Here is a 17,346-nt window from a genome sequence, read left to right as displayed (position 1 = left end):
TGGCCCGCAGATCCGCCATTCGACCCCGTGGTGACGCGCCCCACATCCGCCATGCCGCCGCCATCACCGCAGCTAGAGGACACCGCCGGTGGATCGGAAACCATGGTCCCAACCGGTTGGTTGGTTTGGTCGTGCAATGTAGCTCACATCAACTTGCGAACAAGTATCAAACCGATATATTTTATCGGTGTTACTGGTGGGTAACTTAGAACCTAGTACCCAACCATCATGTGGCATTCTTCAACGAGGAGGACCGTAGTGAGCCACTACAAGAGCAACGTCCGTGACCAGGTATTCAACCTCTTCGAGGTGCTGGGCGTTGACAAGGCTTTGGGCGAAGGTCAGTTCAGCGATCTGGACACCGACACCGCCCGCGAAATGCTGACCGAGATCAGCCGGCTGGCCGAAGGCCCGGTCGCCGCGTCGTTCATCGAGGGTGACCGCAACCCGCCGGTTTTCGACCCGAAGACCCACACGGTGACTCTGCCGGAGTCTTTCAAGGACTCGGTGCGTGCCGTCATCGAAGCCGGTTGGGACAAGGCCGGCCTGGACGAGGAACTCGGCGGCATGCCGATGCCCCGGGCCCTGATGGGGGCGCTGCACGAGCACCTTCTCGGCGCCAACCCGGCGGTGTGGATGTACTCCGGCGGCGCTGGCTTCGCCCAGATCATGTACCACCTCGGTACCGAGGAGCAGAAGAAGTGGGCCGTGATGGCCAGCGAGCGCGGCTGGGGTTCGACGATGGTGCTCACCGAGCCGGACGCCGGCTCGGACGTAGGCGCCGGGCGGACCAAGGCCGTCGAGCAGACCGACGGTTCCTGGCACATCGACGGGGTCAAGCGGTTCATCACCTCGGGTGACTCCGACGACCTGTTCGAGAACATCTTCCACTTGGTGCTGGCCCGCCCCGAGGGCGCCGGTCCGGGCACCAAGGGACTGTCGCTGTTCTTCGTGCCCAAGTTCCTGTTCGACTTCGAGACCGGCGAGCTGGGCGAGCGCAACGGCGTATTCGTCACCAACGTCGAGCACAAGATGGGCCTGAAGGTATCCGCGACCTGCGAGCTGTCGCTTGGCCAGCACGGCGTGCCGGCCAAGGGCTGGCTGATCGGGGAGGTACACGAGGGCATCGCGCAAATGTTCGAGGTCATCGAGCAGGCCCGCATGATGGTCGGCACCAAGGCGATCGCCACGCTGTCGACCGGCTACCTCAACGCACTCGAGTACGCCAAGTCCCGCGTACAAGGCGCCGACCTGACCCAGATGACCGACAAGACGGCACCCCGGGTCACCATCACCCATCACCCCGACGTGCGTCGTTCGCTGATGACCCAGAAGGCATACGCCGAGGGCCTGCGTGCGCTGTACCTCTACACCGCCACCTTCCAGGACGCCGCGGTCGCCGAGGCCGCGCACGGTGTGGACGCCAAGCTGGCGGTCAAGATCAACGACCTGCTGCTGCCGGTGGTCAAGGGTGTCGGCTCCGAGCAGGCGTACGCCAAGCTCACCGAGAGCCTGCAGACCCTCGGTGGGTCCGGCTTCCTGCAGGACTACCCGATCGAGCAGTACATCCGGGACGCCAAGATCGACTCCCTGTACGAAGGCACCACCGCCATCCAGGCTCAGGACTTCTTCTTCCGCAAGATCGTCCGCGACAAGGGTGTGGCGCTGGCCCACGTTTCCGGCCAGATCCAAGAGTTCGTCGACAGCGAGACCGGCAACGGCCGTTTGAAGACCGAACGCGCACTGCTGGCCAAGGCGCTCACCGACGTGCAGGCAATGGCAGCCACCCTGACCGGCTACTTGATGGCCGCGCAGCAGGACATCAACAGCCTCTACAAGGTCGGCCTGGGTTCGGTGCGCTTCCTGATGAGTGTCGGCGACCTGGTCATCGCCTGGTTGCTGCAGCGTCAGGCAGCGGTGGCCGTCGCGGCACTCGACGCGGGCGCCACCGGCGACGAGCGGTCGTTCTACGAGGGCAAGGTGGCGGTGGCGTCGTTCTTCGCCAAGAACTTCTTGCCCCTGCTGACCAGCACCCGCGAGGTGATCGACACGCTGGACAACGACATCATGGAGCTCGACGAAGCCGCCTTCTAGAGCACCCCGATCAACAGTTGAGCCCCCGTTAGTTGAACCCCCGTTCCAGGAACGGGGGCTCAACTTTTTTCTCAACCAAAAAGACCGCCGCTGGCTCCCCTCGTTCCAGCGGCGGCCCTTTTCGTACGCCCATCAATACCGATGACCGGCGGTCGATCTAACGGATTGCCCCGCGTTGCGGTCGGGGTCGGGGGTCAGACCACAACACGGGGCTTTCCAATCAGTTAGATACCCATCAGATGGGGTTACAAACCGCGGGCACCGAAGTTCCGCCGAGCGGCCGGCGTCAACTGGGGGTTCAGGCCTCCAGGATTGCGGCCACGCCCTGACCGCCGGCAGCGCAGATCGAGATCAGCGCGCGCACGGGCTGGGCCGATCCCTTGCGCTCGGCCTTCTTCTCGGCCAGCTGCTTGGCGGTCTGCGCCAGTATCCGTCCACCAGTCGCCGCGAACGGGTGCCCGGCGGCCAACGATGAACCGTTGACGTTGAGCTTGGACCGGTCGATCGAACCAAGCGCGGCGTCCAGTCCCAGGCGCTGCTTGCAGTACTCCTCGGACTCCCATGCCTGCAGGTGCGCCAACACCACCGAGGCGAAGGCCTCGTGGATCTCGTAGAAGTCGAAATCTTGCAGCGTCAACCCGTTGCGGGCCAGCAATCGCGGCACGGCGTAGGTGGGCGCCATCAACAGACCGTCGTTGCCGTTGACGTAGTCCACCGCGGCCGTCTCGGCGTCCACGAGGTAGGCCAGCGGCGACAACGAATGCTCCTGCGCCCATTGCTCGCTGGACAGCAACGCAACCGAGGCACCGTCGGTCAGCGGAGTCGAGTTGCCCGCCGTCATGGTGGCGTCGCCGGCCTTGACGCCGAATACCGGGCGCAGCGAGGCGAGCTTCTCGACGCTCGAGTTGGGGCGCAGGTTGTCGTCACGGTACAGCCCCAAGAATGGCGTCACCAGGTCGTCGAAGAATCCGCGGTCGTAGGCGTCGGCCATGTTGCGATGACTGGCCGCAGCCAGTTCGTCCTGGTCAACGCGTTTGATACCCATCTGCTTGGCGGTGATGGCGGCGTGATCGCCCATCGACAGCCCGGTCCGGGGCTCGCTGTTGGCCGGGATCTCGACTCCCAGATTGGCCGGCAGCCCACCCACCAGGCGCAGCCTGTGCACGTTGGACTTGGCCCGACGCAGCCGCAGCAGGGTGCGGCGCAGGTCCTCACCCAGCCCGATCGGCGGGTCCGAGGTGGTGTCCACGCCGCCGGCCGCCGCAACCTCATAACGTCCGGCGGCGATCCCGTCAGCGGCAGCGATCGCGGCCTGCAGGCCGGTCCCGCAGGCTTGCTGCAAGTCACACGCCGCGGTGTACGGGGACAGCTCTGATCCCAACACGCATTCGCGCATCAGGTTGAAGTCGCGGCTGTGCTTGAGCACGGCACCACCGACGACGGCGCCCAGCCGTTGCCCGCGCAGGTCAAACCGGTCCACCAGCCCGGCCAGCGCCGCGGTGAACATGTCCTGGTTGGACGCTTCGGCGTAAGCGCCGTCGGACCGGGCGAAGGGGATTCGATTACCCCCCAGGACGGCGACTCGCCGCTTGGTCTGGGCATTCTTCTCAGCAGCAGGGGCCACTTTTCTCTCCGTAGGTACTTGAGCTCTCGGTATGTACGTATGTACTTGAGCTTTGGGTTTTGGGGGATCGGCAGTCGGGGGCCATACTACCCACTGTTCTTACTCTGAAGTAAGTTCGTCCTCGATACGGTGGCTCCTACATCGCACACCCGACACGGAAGGCAGCTCAGTGGCACCCAGGCTCTCGTCCGATCTGTTCTCGCAGGTCGTCAACTCCGGCCCCGGAACGTTTGTGGCCAAGCAACTTGGTGTTCCGCAAGCCGAGACGCTGCGCCGTTACCGCCCGGGGGACCCGCCGCTGGCCGGTTCGCTGCTGATCGGGGGTGAGGGCCGGGTGGCCGAGCCGCTGCGCGCCGCCCTCGCCAAGGACTACGACCAGGTGAGCAATAACCTGGGCGGGCGCTGGGCCGACTCGTTCGGCGGCCTTGTTTTCGACGCTACCGGCATTACCGACCCGGCCGGACTCAAAGGGCTGCACGACTTCTTCAAGCCCGTCCTGCGCAATCTGGGCGCCTCCGCGAGGGTGGTGGTGGTGGGCACCACACCCGACGCCATCGACAACAATCATGAGCGGATCGCGCAGCGGGCGCTGGAGGGCTTCACCCGGTCGCTGGCCAAGGAATTGCGCCGGGGCAGCACCGCGGCGCTGGTCTACCTGTCGCCGGAGGCCAAACCGGCCGCCACCGGGCTGGAATCGACCGTGCGGTTCATCTTGTCGGCGAAGTCGGCATATGTCGACGGCCAGGTCTTCTACGTCGGCGCGGCCGACTCCACACCGCCGGCCGACTGGGACCGGCCGCTAGAGGGCAAGGTCGCCATCGTGACCGGCGCCGCCCGCGGCATCGGGCAGACGATCGCCGAGGTGTTCGCCCGTGACGGCGCCAGCGTCGTCGCGATCGACGTGGAGTCCGCCGCAGACGCGCTGGCCGAGACGGCCGCCAGCGTCGGCGGCACCCCGCTGTGGCTGGACGTGACCGCCGACGACGCCGTGGACAAGATCACCGAGCATCTACGCGACCACCACGGCAGGAAGGCCGACATCCTGGTCAACAACGCCGGCATCACCCGAGACAAGTTGCTGGCCAACATGGACGACGCCCGCTGGGACTCGGTCATCGCCGTCAATCTGCTCGCCCCGCTGCGCCTCACCGAGGGCCTGGTCGGCAATGGCAGCATCGGTGCGGGTGGCCGGGTGGTCGGGCTGTCCTCGATCGCCGGAATCGCGGGCAACCGTGGGCAGACCAACTACGGCGCCACCAAGGCCGGCATGATCGGCATCGCTCAGGCGCTGGCACCGAGCCTGGCCGAGAAGGACATCACGATCAACGCCGTCGCGCCGGGATTCATCGAGACCAAGATGACTGCCGCCATTCCGCTGGCCACCCGCGAGGTGGGACGCCGGCTGAACTCCTTGCTGCAGGGTGGACAGCCCGTCGATGTCGCCGAAGCCATCGCGTATTTCGCCAGCCCGGCATCAAACGCAGTGACCGGAAACGTCATTCGCGTCTGCGGCCAGGCCATGATCGGCGCCTGACCGCGAAGGGGAATCAAAGTGAACCAGCCAAGCGGCCTGAAAAACATGCTGCGCGCGGCGGCAGGGGCATTGCCCGTGGTGCCGCGTGGGGACGCGCTGCCCAACCGCACGGTCAGCGTCGAGGAACTTCCCATCGACCACACCAACGTGGCGGCCTATGCGGCGGTCACCGGCTTGCGGTACCGCAACAACGTGCCGCTGACCTACCCGTTCGTGCTGGCCTTTCCATCGGTGATGGCACTGGTCACCGGGTTTGACTTTCCCTTTGCCGCAATGGGATCGGTGCACACCGAGAACCACATCACGCAGTACCGGCCGATCGCGGTGACCGACACCGTCGGTGTCAAGGTGCACGCCGAGAACCTGCGAGAGCACCGCAAGGGCCTGATGGTCGACCTGGTGACCGACATCAACGTCGGCAACGAACTCGCCTGGCACCAGGTGACGACGTTCCTGCACCAGCAACGCACGAGCCTGTCCGGCGAACCCAAGCCGCCGCCGCAGAAGCAGCCCAAGCTGCCGCCGCCGGCAGCGGTGCTGCGGATCACGCCTGCCCAAATCCGCCGCTACGCGGCGGTCGGCGGCGATCACAACCCGATCCACACCAATTCGATCGCGGCGAAACTGTTTGGCTTCCCTACCGTTATTGCGCACGGGATGTTCAGCGCTGCAGCGGTATTGGCGAACATCGAAGCCAAGATCCCGGATGCGGTGCGGTATTCGGTCCGGCTCGGAAAGCCGGTGTTGCTGCCGGCCACCGCGGGCCTCTATATCGACGAGGCCGACGCGGCCGACCCCGGCTGGGAAATTGCGTTGCGCAACATGTCCAAGGGCTACCCGCACCTGACCGCGACCATTAAGCCGCTCTAGGGCGGTGGGGCTCAGCCCGCCCGGTGGTCGCGCAGGGGCAGTCGACGCCCCAGCACGAGCGTCTTGAGCCCGTGGGCGCCCACCGCGGTGACCAGGAAGACCACCAGCATCCAAATCGGTGGCCGGGCCAGCTCCCAGACGAAGATCGCCGCCCAGATGGGTGAGCCCTGAGTGACCGCGAGCACTCCGGCGGCAGCGGCCAGCGAGATCACCGGCCCATGCAGGTGGGTTCCGGCGACCGCGTCGATTGCCAGGACCAGCAATGATCCGGCGGCGGCGCCGGTGGCCAACGACGGCGTGAGCATGCCGCCCGCTCCCCCGACCCGCAAGAACAGCGCGGTGAGCAGCGGTTTGAGCACCAAGATCACGGCCGCGGCCGACAGCGTCATCCCGCTGGCAAGGCTGACCGTGAGGATGCTCTTGCCGTTGCCGGGTAGCTCCGGCCACCAATGCGAACAGATGCCGATCGCCAGCCCGGCGGCGGCGAGGCCGGGGATCAACGTCCAGGACCGCACCAGGCTGGCCGGCCGCGCCGCGGCCATGATGCGATTGAAGGCCACACCCACCACGAAGGCCACCGGGGCCAACGCCAACGCATGTGCACTCAGTAGATACGTTGATTCCGCACTGGGCCAATCGAGTTCGGGCCGATCGTGGGTGACGAGCGAACCGATCGCGACGGCCAGGCTGGACGTGATCAGCGCCGCACCGAGGGCCCGGATATTCCAGGTGTTCAACATGATCCGCAGCGCGAAAAGCGCCCCTGCCAACGGGACGGCATAGACCGCCCCCAGCCCGGCCCCGGCCCCGGCCGCACAGGCCAGCAGAATCTCTCGATCTCCGGGTGACAGCCGCCTCAACCACGTAGTCGCGAAATCGCTTAACGCCGCTGCGAATTGACGTGGGGCGCCCTCTCGGCCCAGCGAAGCACCCGAGCCGACCAACACAACTTGCAGCAGCGCATCGACGCTCCAGGTCCGCCGCGGTATCCGGGCGTGATCGGCGATGGTTCCCGCCAGCGGCGGCACATCGGTTCTGCGGCGCAGTAACCACCAGCCCAGGCCCGCCAACGCTCCCCCAACCATCGGCCCCAGGGCCCGGCGAACGGGGCTGCTGCCAGTGATGCCTTCCAGCAGGGAGCCGAAAGCGTAGTGGTAGGTGAGGTGTTCGACGAAGCGCAGCACCACGGTGGTGGACAATCCGGCGACCCCGGCCAGCAGCCCGACAATGACTACCGCACAGAAGAAGTCGACATCGGGCCGGGATGCTCGCCTGAGGACGGACGCGAAGCGACCCGAGAAGGAGGCGGGCAATATGGTCACCGCCCGAATCTAGCCCGCGGCGAAGTTCGAGCCGATCTCCCGATCCGACGGCGCGCCCTTGAGGCCGCGCCAGAAGAGATCGATCATCATCTCGGCCGCCTCGTCGACATCGGTGTCACCAGCGCTGAGCCGGTTGGCCACGGCCTCGCCCGCGCCCACCAGGGCGGCCGCCATCATGTCGATTTCGGCGTCGGAGCGCGGGCTCCGGGTGCCGGCGCGCAGCATCCCGGCCACCAGTTCGACGATCTGCTCGCGCCCCTCCCGCACCGTCTGAGCGAAGGCCTGTGAGCTGACCGCCTGGGTGTACATCACGATCCACGACGCCTGGTTTTGGTCGATATAGCGCAGGAAGGACACGATGGCGTTGCGCAACAGGTCCTTGGGGCTCTGACTCAAGTCGATGTCGGCGCGCACCGCATCGATGAACCGGCTCATCTCACGGTTCAGACAGGCGCCGAACAAATCTTCCTTCGAGCCGTAGTACAGGTAGAGCATCGGCTTGGAGATCTGCGCCGCGGCGGCAATCGTGTCCATCGAGGTCTCGTGGTACCCGTTGGCCGAGAACATCTGCACGGCCGCATCAAGCATCTGCTGCTCACGGATGGCGCGCGGTAGCCGCTTGGTGCCACCTGCCATTGCTATCCCCTTTTTAGCCCTTTCTTGGCCTCACTAGCCGGTCTATCTGACCCTAGAGTAGGCAATACCGCCTCGCCGCACACCCGCTAGTGCCCACAGCTGGCGCTGACGTTCTTCATCCGCGCCACCCGGACCAATGATGCGTCGACCGCCGACATCTGCAGCTCACCGGCGGCCAGCGCCTGTTCCAACCGATCCAGCACGGCGGGCACCTCTTCAGTACTTACCCACAATGCGATGTCGGTACCGGCCTGCAAGCTGCGCAGCACCGCCTCGGTCACGCCGTAGCGGTCGGAGATCGCGGCCATGCTGGATAGGTCGTCACTGAAGATCGGGCCATCGAACGGCGGTCCGCCATAACCGGTGCCGTTACGCAGCAGGTCCACCGCGTTCTTGCTGAGGCTGGCCGGCTCGTCGCCGGTCAGACCCGGGACCTGGAGGTGGCCGAGCATCACCGCCACCGGGGTTTGGGTCACCAGCGTCCGATAGGGCACCAGATCGCTGTCCTGCAAGTCACTCAGCGGCGGCGTAACGACCCCGCCGGTGTGCGAATCACCCGAGGCACGCCCGTGCCCGGGGAAGTGTTTGAGCACCGGCAACAGCCCGGCGTCGCGCAAGCCGCGCGCGTAGGCACCGGCATATTCGGTGACCGTCTCCGGGTTAGAACCAAACGACCGGTCCCCGATCACGGTGTCGTCCGGGGCATCGGTGACATCAACCACCGGCGCCAGGTCAACGGTGATGCCCAGCTCCCTCATCTTGCGGCCCCGCTGCAGCGCCACGTCGTAGACCTGGTCGACGGTGTCGGTGCGGGCCAGCTCCCGCGCCGAGGGCCCCCGGCCTCCGAGCAATGACTTCAGCCGGGACACCCGGCCGCCTTCTTCGTCGACGCTCACCGCCACCGGCAGCGGGCCGGAGCCGGCAACGATGTCCTTCAGCACACCGTTGGTCAAGATCGACAAATCGGTGTCGCTACCGATGAGGATCCCGCCCACGCGGTAGTTGGTGACCACGGCCCTGGCGTCATCGCCATCGCGGACGCCGACCATGAGCAACTGGGCCAGTTTGTCTCGAACGTTGGGCATCGCCGCCGGCACGGCCGCGGGGTCAGCACAAATCCGGGGGGCCGCAGCGGCCATCGGGGTCGAGCTGGTGGCTGACGGGCTAGCGCCCGCCGAGGTCGTGGTCGAGGAGGATCCGGTGCGTGTTCCGCCGTGGCTGCAGGCCGCCACCAGCGCTGACGCGGCGGCAAGTACCGCCAGTGTGCGCGGAAAAGCCATCCGGACATGCTGTCACGCTGTGTTTCATCGCGGGCCCGGGGGGCAACCCCTGTTACGTTGTCGACCGACCCCGTGCCGAAGTGGGGCTAGAGGGACGAGCTGTATGCCCGGGTTCACCCTGGCCGCGGCGGCCAGCATCGCGGCCGGCCTGTCGATCGGTGCGGCGGCCACCGTTGGCCTAACCCTCGTGGTGCACAGCGGCAGCACGGTCTCCACCGATGTGCCGTCGGATCCCTCAGCGCCCACCATCGTGGAGTACGGGGACCGTTGCCTGCATGACTACTGCCCACCCCCATGCGGTGAGACGACACCGTGTTTGAACAGTCAACAACGCCCGGCCGATCGCTCCCGGCAGCCATGAGCGCTTGTTCTGCTAGGTTGACGGCTAGGTTTTTCTAGCCACGACCCCACGCCTCAAGGAGCCATTCGATGAACCGGATCGTCGCGCCTGCCGCCGCGAGCGTGGTGGTTGGTCTGTTGCTGGGCGCGGCCGCAATCTTCGGGATCACCGTGATGGTGCAGCAGGACACGAAACCGCCACTTCCCGGGGGCGATCCGTCGTCGTCAGTGCTCAACCGGGTCGAGTACGGCAACCGTAGCTAGTCCGGCAGCGCAGGCCCCCGAGGCCGGAGCTGCACAAACGGCAGCTCGCCCGCCGGTCACACCGCTTTCGCGCCGATGGCTGCTGCTGGTGGCAGCCGTCTCGTTGGCGCTGACATTCGCCCAATCCCCCGGGCGCGTCTCCCCCGACACCAAGCTCGATCTCACCGCCAATCCGCTGCGGTTCCTGGCCCGCGCAACCAGCCTGTGGAACAGCGAACTCCCGTTCGGCCAATCCCAGAACCAGGCCTACGGCTACATGTTTCCGCACGGCACGTTCTTCCTGGTCGGACACCTGCTGCAGCTACCCGGGTGGATTACCCAACGGCTGTGGTGGGCGCTGCTGCTGACAATCGGTTTCTGGGGGTTGCTGCGGGTTGCCGAGGCGCTGGGCATCGGTAGCCCGACCTCGCGCATCATCGCGGCCGCGGCATTCGCGCTGTCGCCCCGGGTGCTAACCACCCTGGGCTCGATCTCGTCGGAAACCCTGCCGATGATGCTGGCGCCTTGGGTGCTGCTGCCCACGATCTTGGCCCTGCGGGCGACATCGGAGCGACCACTACGAACGCTGGCCGCCCAGGCCGGGTTGGCGGTCGCGTTGATGGGCGCGGTGAATGCCATCGCGACGTTGGCGGGTTGTCTATCCGCGATGATCTGGCTGGCCTGCCATCGGCCCAATCGGCGGTGGTGGCGCTACACCGCATGGTTCATGTTGGCGCTGCTCCTGGCGACGCTGTGGTGGCTGGTCGCATTGACCCAACTGCGTGGTGTCAGCCCGCCGTTCTTGGACTTCATCGAATCCTCCGGTGTGACGACCCAGTGGTCTTCGCTGGTCGAGATGCTGCGCGGCACCGACAGCTGGACTCCGTTCGTGGCGCCCAACGCCACCGCCGGCGCACCGCTGGTGACCGGGTCCGTCGCGATACTGGGGACCTGCCTGGTGGCGGCCGCGGGACTGGCCGGTCTGGCGAGCCGGGAGATGCCGGCCCGGGGCCGGCTGGTGACGATGCTGCTGGTGGGGGTGGTCCTGCTGGCCGTCGGTTATAGCGGTGGCCTGGGTTCGCCACTCGCCCATCAAGTCCAGGCGTTTCTCGACGCCGAGGGCACACCGCTGCGCAACGTGCACAAGTTGGGGCCGGTGATTCGGCTGCCACTGGTGCTGGGCCTCGCGGAGCTGCTGGGGCGCATTCCGCTGCCCGGCAGCGCACCGAAGCCGGTGTGGCTGGGCGCATTCGCCCACCCCGAACGGGACAAACGGGTCGCGGCGGGAATCGTCGCGCTGACGGCGCTGCTGGTCAGCACCTCGCTGGCATGGACGGGCCGGCTCACCCCGCCCGGCACGTTCACCGCGATACCTGCGTACTGGCACCAGGCCGCCGACTGGCTCAGCGAGCACAACACCGGCGCTCCGGCGCCGGGGCGGGTGCTGGTGGTCCCGGGCGCGCCGTTCGCCACCCAGGTCTGGGGCACCAGCCATGACGAAGTGCTGCAGGTTTTGGGCGCGAGTCCATGGGGTGTGCGCGACTCCATTCCGCTGACCCCGCCGCAAACCATCCGCGCCCTGGATTCGGTGCAGCGCCTGATCGCGTCCGGACGCCCCTCGGTGGGGCTGGCCGATAGCCTTGCCCGCCAGGGAATCTCATATCTGGTGCTACGCAACGACTTGGATCCCGAATCATCCCGGTCGGCCCGTCCGATCCTGGCGCATCGCGCCATCACGGGATCACCGCGACTGCAGAAGGTGGCCGAGTTCGGGGAACCAGTGGGGCCGGGTTCGCTGGCGGGTTTCGTCAACGACAGCGGACTGCGGCCCCGGTATTCCGCCATCGAGATATTCCGGGTGATCGACCAGGTGGGTGGCGCCGGCAATCCGGGCGCACCGTATTTCGCCGACACCGCGTCGCTGCCGCGCGTTGATGGCGGCCCCGAGGTGCTGCTGCGCCTCGACGAACGCCGACGGCTCTTGGGACAGACGGCGCTGGGCCCGGTGCTGCTGACCCAGGATGCTCGGGCCGCGCAGCTGCCGGTCCCCGTCGTCACGGTCACCGACACTCCGGTCGCACGGGAAACCGACTATGGCCGGGTCGATCAGCACTCCTCGGCGGTCCGGGCCCCGGGCGACGCCCGGCATACCTACAACCGGGTACCCGACTATCCGGTACCCGGCGCCGAGGTGGTTTACGGGGGGTGGACCGGCGGCCGCATCACCGTTTCGAGTTCGTCGTCGGACTCCACCGCCATGCCCGACGTCGCCCCGGGGGCCTCGGCGGCAGCCGCGGTCGACGGCGACCCGGCGACCGCGTGGGTGTCCAACGCGCTTCAAGCCGCGGTCGGGCAGTGGCTGCAGGTGGACTTCGACCATCCGGTGACCAACGCCGTCATCACATTGACGCCCAGCCCGACCGCCGTCGGCGCCCAGGTGCGCCGCATCCTGGTCGAGACCGTCAACGGCAGCACCACCCTGCGGTTCGACGACGCGGGAAAGCCCCTGACCGCGGCGCTGCCCTACGGGGAGACTCCGTGGGTGCGGATCACCGCGGCCGGTACCGATGACGGATCCCCCGGGGTGCAGTTCGGCATCACCGACCTGACGATCACCCAATACGACGCATCCGGATTCGCACACTCGGTCCAGTTGCGCCATACCGTTTTGGTGCCGGGGCCCCCACCGGGCGCGGAAATCGCACGCTGGGACCTGGGATCGGAACTGTTGGGCCGGCCGGGTTGCGCCCCGGCACCGGACACGATGCGCTGTGCGGCGTCGATGGCTCTGGCGCCGGAAGAGCCGGTCAATCTGAGCCGCACGCTGACGGTGCCGCACCCGATGACGGTGACCCCGACGGTCTGGGTGCGACCACGTCAGGGCCCAAAGCTGGCCGATCTGATCGCCCAACCGGACACCACCCGCGCCCGCGGCGATTCCGACGGTCTGGAAGTCCTCGGCTCGGCGTATGCGGCCACCGATGGCGATCGGGCAACCTCGTGGACGGAGCCGCAGCGGGTGGTACAGCGCAAAACGCCGCCGACGCTGACGCTCACCCTGCCGCGGCCCACCGAGGTGACCGGGCTGCGGGTGGCTCCCAGCCGGTCGGCACTGCCCGCCCATCCGACGATGGTGGCCATCAACTTGGGCGACGGTCCGCAGATCCGGAGCCTGAGCCCCGACGGCGGGCCGCAGACCGTCTCGTTGCATCCGCGCGTCACCGGCACCGTCACCGTCAGCCTGCTCGACTGGGAAGACGTCATCGACCGCAACGCTCTGGGCTTCGACCAGCTCAAGCCCCCCGGGCTGGCCGAGCTGGTAGTGCTGGGTGCGGGCGGTCGCCCAATCGCGCCTGCCGATGCCGCACACAACCGCGCGCGCGAGGTCAGGATCGGCTGTGACCATGGCCCGGTCATCGCGGTGGCCGGCCGTTTCGTGCACATGTCGGTGCGAACCACGGTCGGCGCACTGTTGGACGACGAACCGATTCAGGCGCAGCCATGCGAGCCCGAGCCGATTGCGCTGCCTCCCGGCCAGCAAGAGCTGTTGATCAGCCCCGGCACCCAGTTCGTCGTCGACGGCGCCCAGCTGACGCCGCCGGCGGCTGGCGAATTACCCGGCGCCGCGGCGGTACCCGCGGAGACCGGCGCCTGGAGTGCGACTCGTCGCGAGGTGCGGGCCCCCGCATCACAAACCCCCGGGTGCTGGTCATCCCGGAAAGCATCAATCCGGGCTGGGTGGCCCGCACCGGCGCCGGAGCCCAGCTGACACCCGTCGCGGTCAACGGATGGCAGCAGGGTTGGGTGGTACCCGCCGGAGACCCGGGCACCATCACACTGAGCTTTGCCGCCAACTCGCTGTACCGCGCCGGCCTGGCGATCGGGTTGTCCTTGCTGCCCGTATTGGTTCTGCTCGTCCTGTGGCGGGCGCGCCGACGCGGTCCGGACGACCCACCGGCGCGGCCATGGACAACCGGGTGGGCGGCCGCGGTCGCGGCCCTGGCGGCCGGTGCGCTGATTGCCGGGCCCCTCGGAGCGGTGCTGGTGGGAGCCGCCCTCGGTGTCTGTTACGCCTTGCGCCGACGGGAGCGCCTGCGTGACCGACTCACCATCGCAACCAGTGCGGGTGGGCTGATCTTGGCCGGCGCGGCGCTATCCCGTCACCCCTGGCGCTCGGTGGACGGCTATGCCGGCCATTCCGCGATCGTGCAACTGCTGGCACTAATTTCGATCGCCGCGTTGGTGGCGGCCACGGTGGCGCCAGGCCTTACGCGTGGGGAAAAGTGAGCGCTACGGGCCGATCTTCTGGACCGTGCCATCAAGTGCCATCAACCAGGTCTCCACATCGATACCCGGATGGCGCCTGAGCGCTTCCTGCCGAAAAGTGCCGAGGATTCGTTCGTGGGTGGCGGTCTCGATTTCCGGCGTGGAGATCGAATCCTCGCCGTAAGCGATCTGCACGGCGCCGCAATCGCGGTGATTGACCGCAATCACTCCGTCAATCGAGTGCAGCTCGATCGAGGCCGCGAGGTTATCCCAGAAGGTGTTGTGCCACGACTCCCAGTGTTGGGAAACGGCTCCGGCGGCGGCCCCGGCCAACGCAAACTGGCTGTACCGGTTGAGCAGACCGCGCTGCACCATGTACTCGTTGGTGGGGTGCACGAAGCGGGGGTCGATACACATCAGCAGCAACGCTTCGTAGCCCTCCGGCGGCGGGTCGGTTGTCGCGTTGCCCGGCGCGTTGGAAGCCAGCGCACCCAGCCCGAGAGTCCCGGCGCCAAGCGCTAGTAATCGCCGGCGCCCCAATTTCAAGCCAATGTGTTCAGCGCTGTTCACGTTCCCCTCCATCAACGATCAAACGACGCGGATGATGAAACCTAGCAAAGGGGTCGCACCCCACATGCGCTGGCCCCGAGATGAGTCTGGCAACACCGCGGCCGCCGATCATGCCGTTGGCTGCCGCCGCCGCATGGGAGATACTTAGCCGATGGGCGGAGATGCTCACCCGCAGGAGGTGGAATTCCTTCGCGATGCGCGGCGGATTGCCATGGCGCACCGAGGATTCACCTCGTTCAGGTTTCCCATGAACAGCATGGGAGCGTTCCACGAGGCGGCCAAGATCGGGTTCCGGTACATCGAGACAGATGTTCGGGCCACCCGCGACGGCGTCGCAGTGATCCAGCATGACCGCAAGCTGGCACCCGAATCGGGAGTGGCCGGCGCGGTCGACCAGTTGACCTGGCCGGAGGTCAGCACCGCGGACCTAGGGGGCGGAGAACCGATCCCGACCCTCGAGGAGCTGCTCGTGGCGCTGCCGCAGATGCGGTTCAATATCGACATCAAAGCCGATTCGGCGGTCGAGCCGACGGTCGAGGTCATCGAGCGGTTGCAGGCACATCGCCGAGTGCTGATCGCGTCGTTCTCCGAACGCCGTCGCCAACGCGCGCTGCGTCTGATGTCCCAGCGGGTCGCCAGCGCGGCCGGCATGGGGGCATTCCTGGGGTTCATGGCCGCGCGAACGGCCGGTCGACGGGCATCGGCGATGCGGATGCTGCGCGACAGTGACTGCCTACAGCTGCCCGCGCGATTCGGCGGCCTGCCCGTCATCACCCCGGCACTGGTGCGGTCGGTTCACGCATCGCGGCGGCAGGTTCATGCCTGGACCATCGATGACCCGGCCATGATCCACGCGCTGTTCGACATCGGCGTGGACGGAATCATCACCGATCGCGCGGATGTGCTGTGTGATGTGCTCGGCGCGCGGGGAGAGTGGTAGCGCGAAACCGCCTGGAGCAACAGACATGATTGATCTGTTGGACCGACGTGCCGGGGGCACTCGGGCAAGCACGCTTTGACTTGTTATGGGCTTCTAGGGCTGTCACCGGCTGAGGAGTACTGCCATGGAATGGTTTTCGGCATCCGAATACTGGCTGGGCCGCCTCGTGCTCGAACGTGGCGTTGCGGCCGTCTATCTCACCGCGTTTGTCGCCTCGGCACTGCAGTTCCAGGCCCTCATCGGCGAGCACGGCATGCTGCCGGTGCCGAGGTATCTGGCCCACCGGTCCTTTTGGAGGACGCCGAGCGTATTTCACTTCCGCTATTCTGACCGGCTTTGCGCCGGAGTCTGTTGGTTGGGCGCAGCACTGTCGGCGGCGGTGGTCGGCGGGACCGCCGACCTGGTGCCGCTGTGGGGCGCAATGCTGATGTGGCTGACGCTGTGGGTGCTGTATTTGTCGATCGTCAATGTGGGTCAGGTCTGGTACGGGTTCGGCTGGGAATCATTGCTGTTGGAAACCGGCTTCCTGGTGGTCTTCCTCGGCAATGACCGGGTTGCCCCACCGCTGGTGATGCTGTGGCTGGTGCGCTGGCTGCTGTTTCGGGTCGAATTCGGCGCCGGACTGATCAAAATGCGCGGTGACGCGTGCTGGCGCAACCTGACCTGCCTGTACTACCACCACGAGACACAGCCGATGCCGGGACCGCTGAGCTGGTTCTTTCATCGCATGCCCCGACCACTGCACCGTATCGAGGTGGCGGGCAACCACTTTGCTCAACTCGTGGTGCCGTTTGGACTGTTCGCTCCGCAACCGATCGCCAGCATCGCGGCCGTGATCATCATCGTCACCCAACTGTGGTTGGTGATGTCGGGCAATTTCTCCTGGCTCAATTGGCTGACGATCTTGCTGGCGTGCAGCGCGATCGAGCAGTCAGCCGCGCGCAAGGTGCTACCCATACCCGTGCGGGCCGCACTCCCGCCGCCGCCAACGTGGTTTGCCGCACTCGTGCTGATCTTCGCGGCAACAGTGTTGGTCCTCAGCTACTGGCCGGCACGCAACATGCTCTCCCCCCGGCAGCGAATGAACATGTCGTTCAACCCCGTGCACCTGGTCAACACCTACGGCGCGTTCGGCAGCATCTGCCGCACCCGGCGCGAGGTGGTGATCGAGGGCACCAGCGAGGCAGAGCTCAACGCGCAGACGGTATGGCAAGAGTACGAATTCAAAGGCAAGCCCGGCCGGGTGGGGCGGCTGCCCCGGCAGTGGGCGCCCTACCATCTGCGCCTGGACTGGCTGATGTGGTTCGCCGCCATTTCCCCGGGCTACGCGCTGCCGTGGATGACGCCGTTGCTAACCCGGTTGCTGCGCAACGATCGAGCCACCCTGCGGCTGTTGCGTCGCAATCCATTTCCCGATACACCACCACGCTATGTGCGAGCCCAGCTCTACCAGTACCGCTTCACCACGCTGCAGGAGCTGCGCCGTGATCACGCCTGGTGGCATCGCACGCTGATCGGCAAGTATGCCGCCCCGATGTCGCTGGACTGACCCAGCCCCGAACGGATCCCGTTGTCCTGAAACGACCGCCCGGCAAGGCGGCTGGCGCCCGGTCCGGCAGGGCATATCC

12 protein-coding genes and 1 pseudogene are annotated in these 17,346 nt (G+C 66.8%); 8 read left to right on the top strand and 5 right to left on the bottom strand.

Annotated elements, in window-relative coordinates:
* Positions 1-258: 258 nt before the first annotated feature.
* Positions 259-2,094 (top strand): acyl-CoA dehydrogenase, encoded by a 1,836-nt coding sequence (locus CKW46_RS04870; RefSeq protein WP_015354253.1) that lies wholly within the window; start codon positions 259-261, stop codon positions 2,092-2,094.
* Between the two features lie 298 nt (positions 2,095-2,392).
* Here the strand turns inward: CKW46_RS04870 and CKW46_RS04865 are convergent, their stop codons facing one another.
* Positions 2,393-3,718, bottom strand: a complete 1,326-nt coding sequence (locus CKW46_RS04865) for an acetyl-CoA C-acetyltransferase (protein ID WP_011739368.1) — start codon at positions 3,716-3,718, stop codon at positions 2,393-2,395.
* A 169-nt stretch (positions 3,719-3,887) separates the two neighbouring features.
* Between CKW46_RS04865 and CKW46_RS04860 the strand changes: the two genes are divergently transcribed.
* Entirely contained in the window at positions 3,888-5,252 is a 1,365-nt protein-coding gene (locus CKW46_RS04860) for a 3-oxoacyl-ACP reductase (protein ID WP_482052903.1), read from the top strand.
* 18 nt (positions 5,253-5,270) lie between these two features.
* Entirely contained in the window at positions 5,271-6,122 is an 852-nt protein-coding gene (locus CKW46_RS04855) for a MaoC/PaaZ C-terminal domain-containing protein (RefSeq protein WP_011739366.1), read from the top strand.
* An 11-nt stretch (positions 6,123-6,133) separates the two neighbouring features.
* Here CKW46_RS04855 and CKW46_RS04850 read toward each other — a convergent pair whose 3' ends face one another.
* The 3 genes from CKW46_RS04850 to CKW46_RS04840 all read right to left on the bottom strand — a co-directional run bounded on the left by CKW46_RS04850 (position 6,134) and on the right by CKW46_RS04840 (position 9,360).
* Positions 6,134-7,435 carry a chloride channel protein gene (locus CKW46_RS04850; protein WP_482053364.1) on the bottom strand — a complete coding sequence of 434 codons (1,302 nt, stop codon included), beginning with the start codon at positions 7,433-7,435 and terminating at the stop codon, positions 6,134-6,136.
* 18 nt (positions 7,436-7,453) lie between these two features.
* On the bottom strand, positions 7,454-8,080 hold the full coding sequence (locus CKW46_RS04845; protein ID WP_012392470.1) for a TetR/AcrR family transcriptional regulator: 627 nt from the start codon (positions 8,078-8,080) through the stop codon (positions 7,454-7,456).
* An 86-nt stretch (positions 8,081-8,166) separates the two neighbouring features.
* Entirely contained in the window at positions 8,167-9,360 is a 1,194-nt protein-coding gene (locus CKW46_RS04840; RefSeq protein WP_482052902.1) for a glycoside hydrolase family 3 N-terminal domain-containing protein, read from the bottom strand.
* A gap of 103 nt (positions 9,361-9,463) precedes the next feature.
* Here CKW46_RS04840 and CKW46_RS04835 point away from each other — a divergent pair, with 103 nt between their 5' ends.
* The 3 genes and pseudogenes from CKW46_RS04835 to CKW46_RS04825 all read left to right on the top strand — a co-directional run bounded on the left by CKW46_RS04835 (position 9,464) and on the right by CKW46_RS04825 (position 14,229).
* Positions 9,464-9,721, top strand: coding sequence for a DUF2613 domain-containing protein (locus tag CKW46_RS04835; protein ID WP_482052901.1), 258 nt, complete (start codon positions 9,464-9,466; stop codon positions 9,719-9,721).
* Positions 9,722-9,789: 68 nt separating this feature from the next.
* Positions 9,790-9,963: a DUF2613 domain-containing protein gene (locus CKW46_RS04830; RefSeq protein WP_012392467.1), complete on the top strand. Its 174-nt coding sequence runs from the start codon at positions 9,790-9,792 to the stop codon at positions 9,961-9,963.
* Between the two features lie 79 nt (positions 9,964-10,042).
* A pseudogene (locus CKW46_RS04825) lies at positions 10,043-14,229 on the top strand (alpha-(1->3)-arabinofuranosyltransferase domain-containing protein).
* A 3-nt stretch (positions 14,230-14,232) separates the two neighbouring features.
* Here CKW46_RS04825 and CKW46_RS04820 read toward each other — a convergent pair.
* The gene (locus CKW46_RS04820; RefSeq protein ID WP_015354248.1) at positions 14,233-14,778 is read right to left on the bottom strand and encodes a carbonic anhydrase; all 546 of its coding nucleotides are present in this window, start codon (positions 14,776-14,778) and stop codon (positions 14,233-14,235) included.
* 178 nt (positions 14,779-14,956) lie between these two features.
* Between CKW46_RS04820 and CKW46_RS04815 the strand changes: the two genes are divergently transcribed.
* Positions 14,957-15,718, top strand: a complete 762-nt coding sequence (locus CKW46_RS04815) for a glycerophosphodiester phosphodiesterase family protein (protein ID WP_193376274.1) — start codon at positions 14,957-14,959, stop codon at positions 15,716-15,718.
* Positions 15,719-15,842: 124 nt separating this feature from the next.
* A complete protein-coding gene (locus CKW46_RS04810; protein WP_482052900.1) occupies positions 15,843-17,267 on the top strand; it encodes a lipase maturation factor family protein in 1,425 nt (474 codons plus the stop codon).
* Positions 17,268-17,346: the final 79 nt, after the last annotated feature.

It is taken from the genome of Mycobacterium liflandii (genome assembly GCF_022354805.1).
Classification (GTDB): domain Bacteria; phylum Actinomycetota; class Actinomycetes; order Mycobacteriales; family Mycobacteriaceae; genus Mycobacterium; species Mycobacterium marinum.
This window is presented reverse-complemented; position numbering and strand designations above follow the sequence as displayed.

Bases quoted from the DNA above. Each gene is read 5' to 3' on its own strand.
- CKW46_RS04845 (WP_012392470.1), bottom strand. From the start codon at position 8,080: ATGGCAGGTGGCACCAAGCGGCTACCGCGCGCCATCCGTGAGCAGCAG.
- CKW46_RS04840 (WP_482052902.1), bottom strand. From the start codon at position 9,360: ATGGCTTTTCCGCGCACACTGGCGGTACTTGCCGCCGCGTCAGCGCTG.
- CKW46_RS04835 (WP_482052901.1), top strand. From the start codon at position 9,464: ATGCCCGGGTTCACCCTGGCCGCGGCGGCCAGCATCGCGGCCGGCCTG.
- CKW46_RS04830 (WP_012392467.1), top strand. From the start codon at position 9,790: ATGAACCGGATCGTCGCGCCTGCCGCCGCGAGCGTGGTGGTTGGTCTG.
- CKW46_RS04810 (WP_482052900.1), top strand. From the start codon at position 15,843: ATGGAATGGTTTTCGGCATCCGAATACTGGCTGGGCCGCCTCGTGCTC.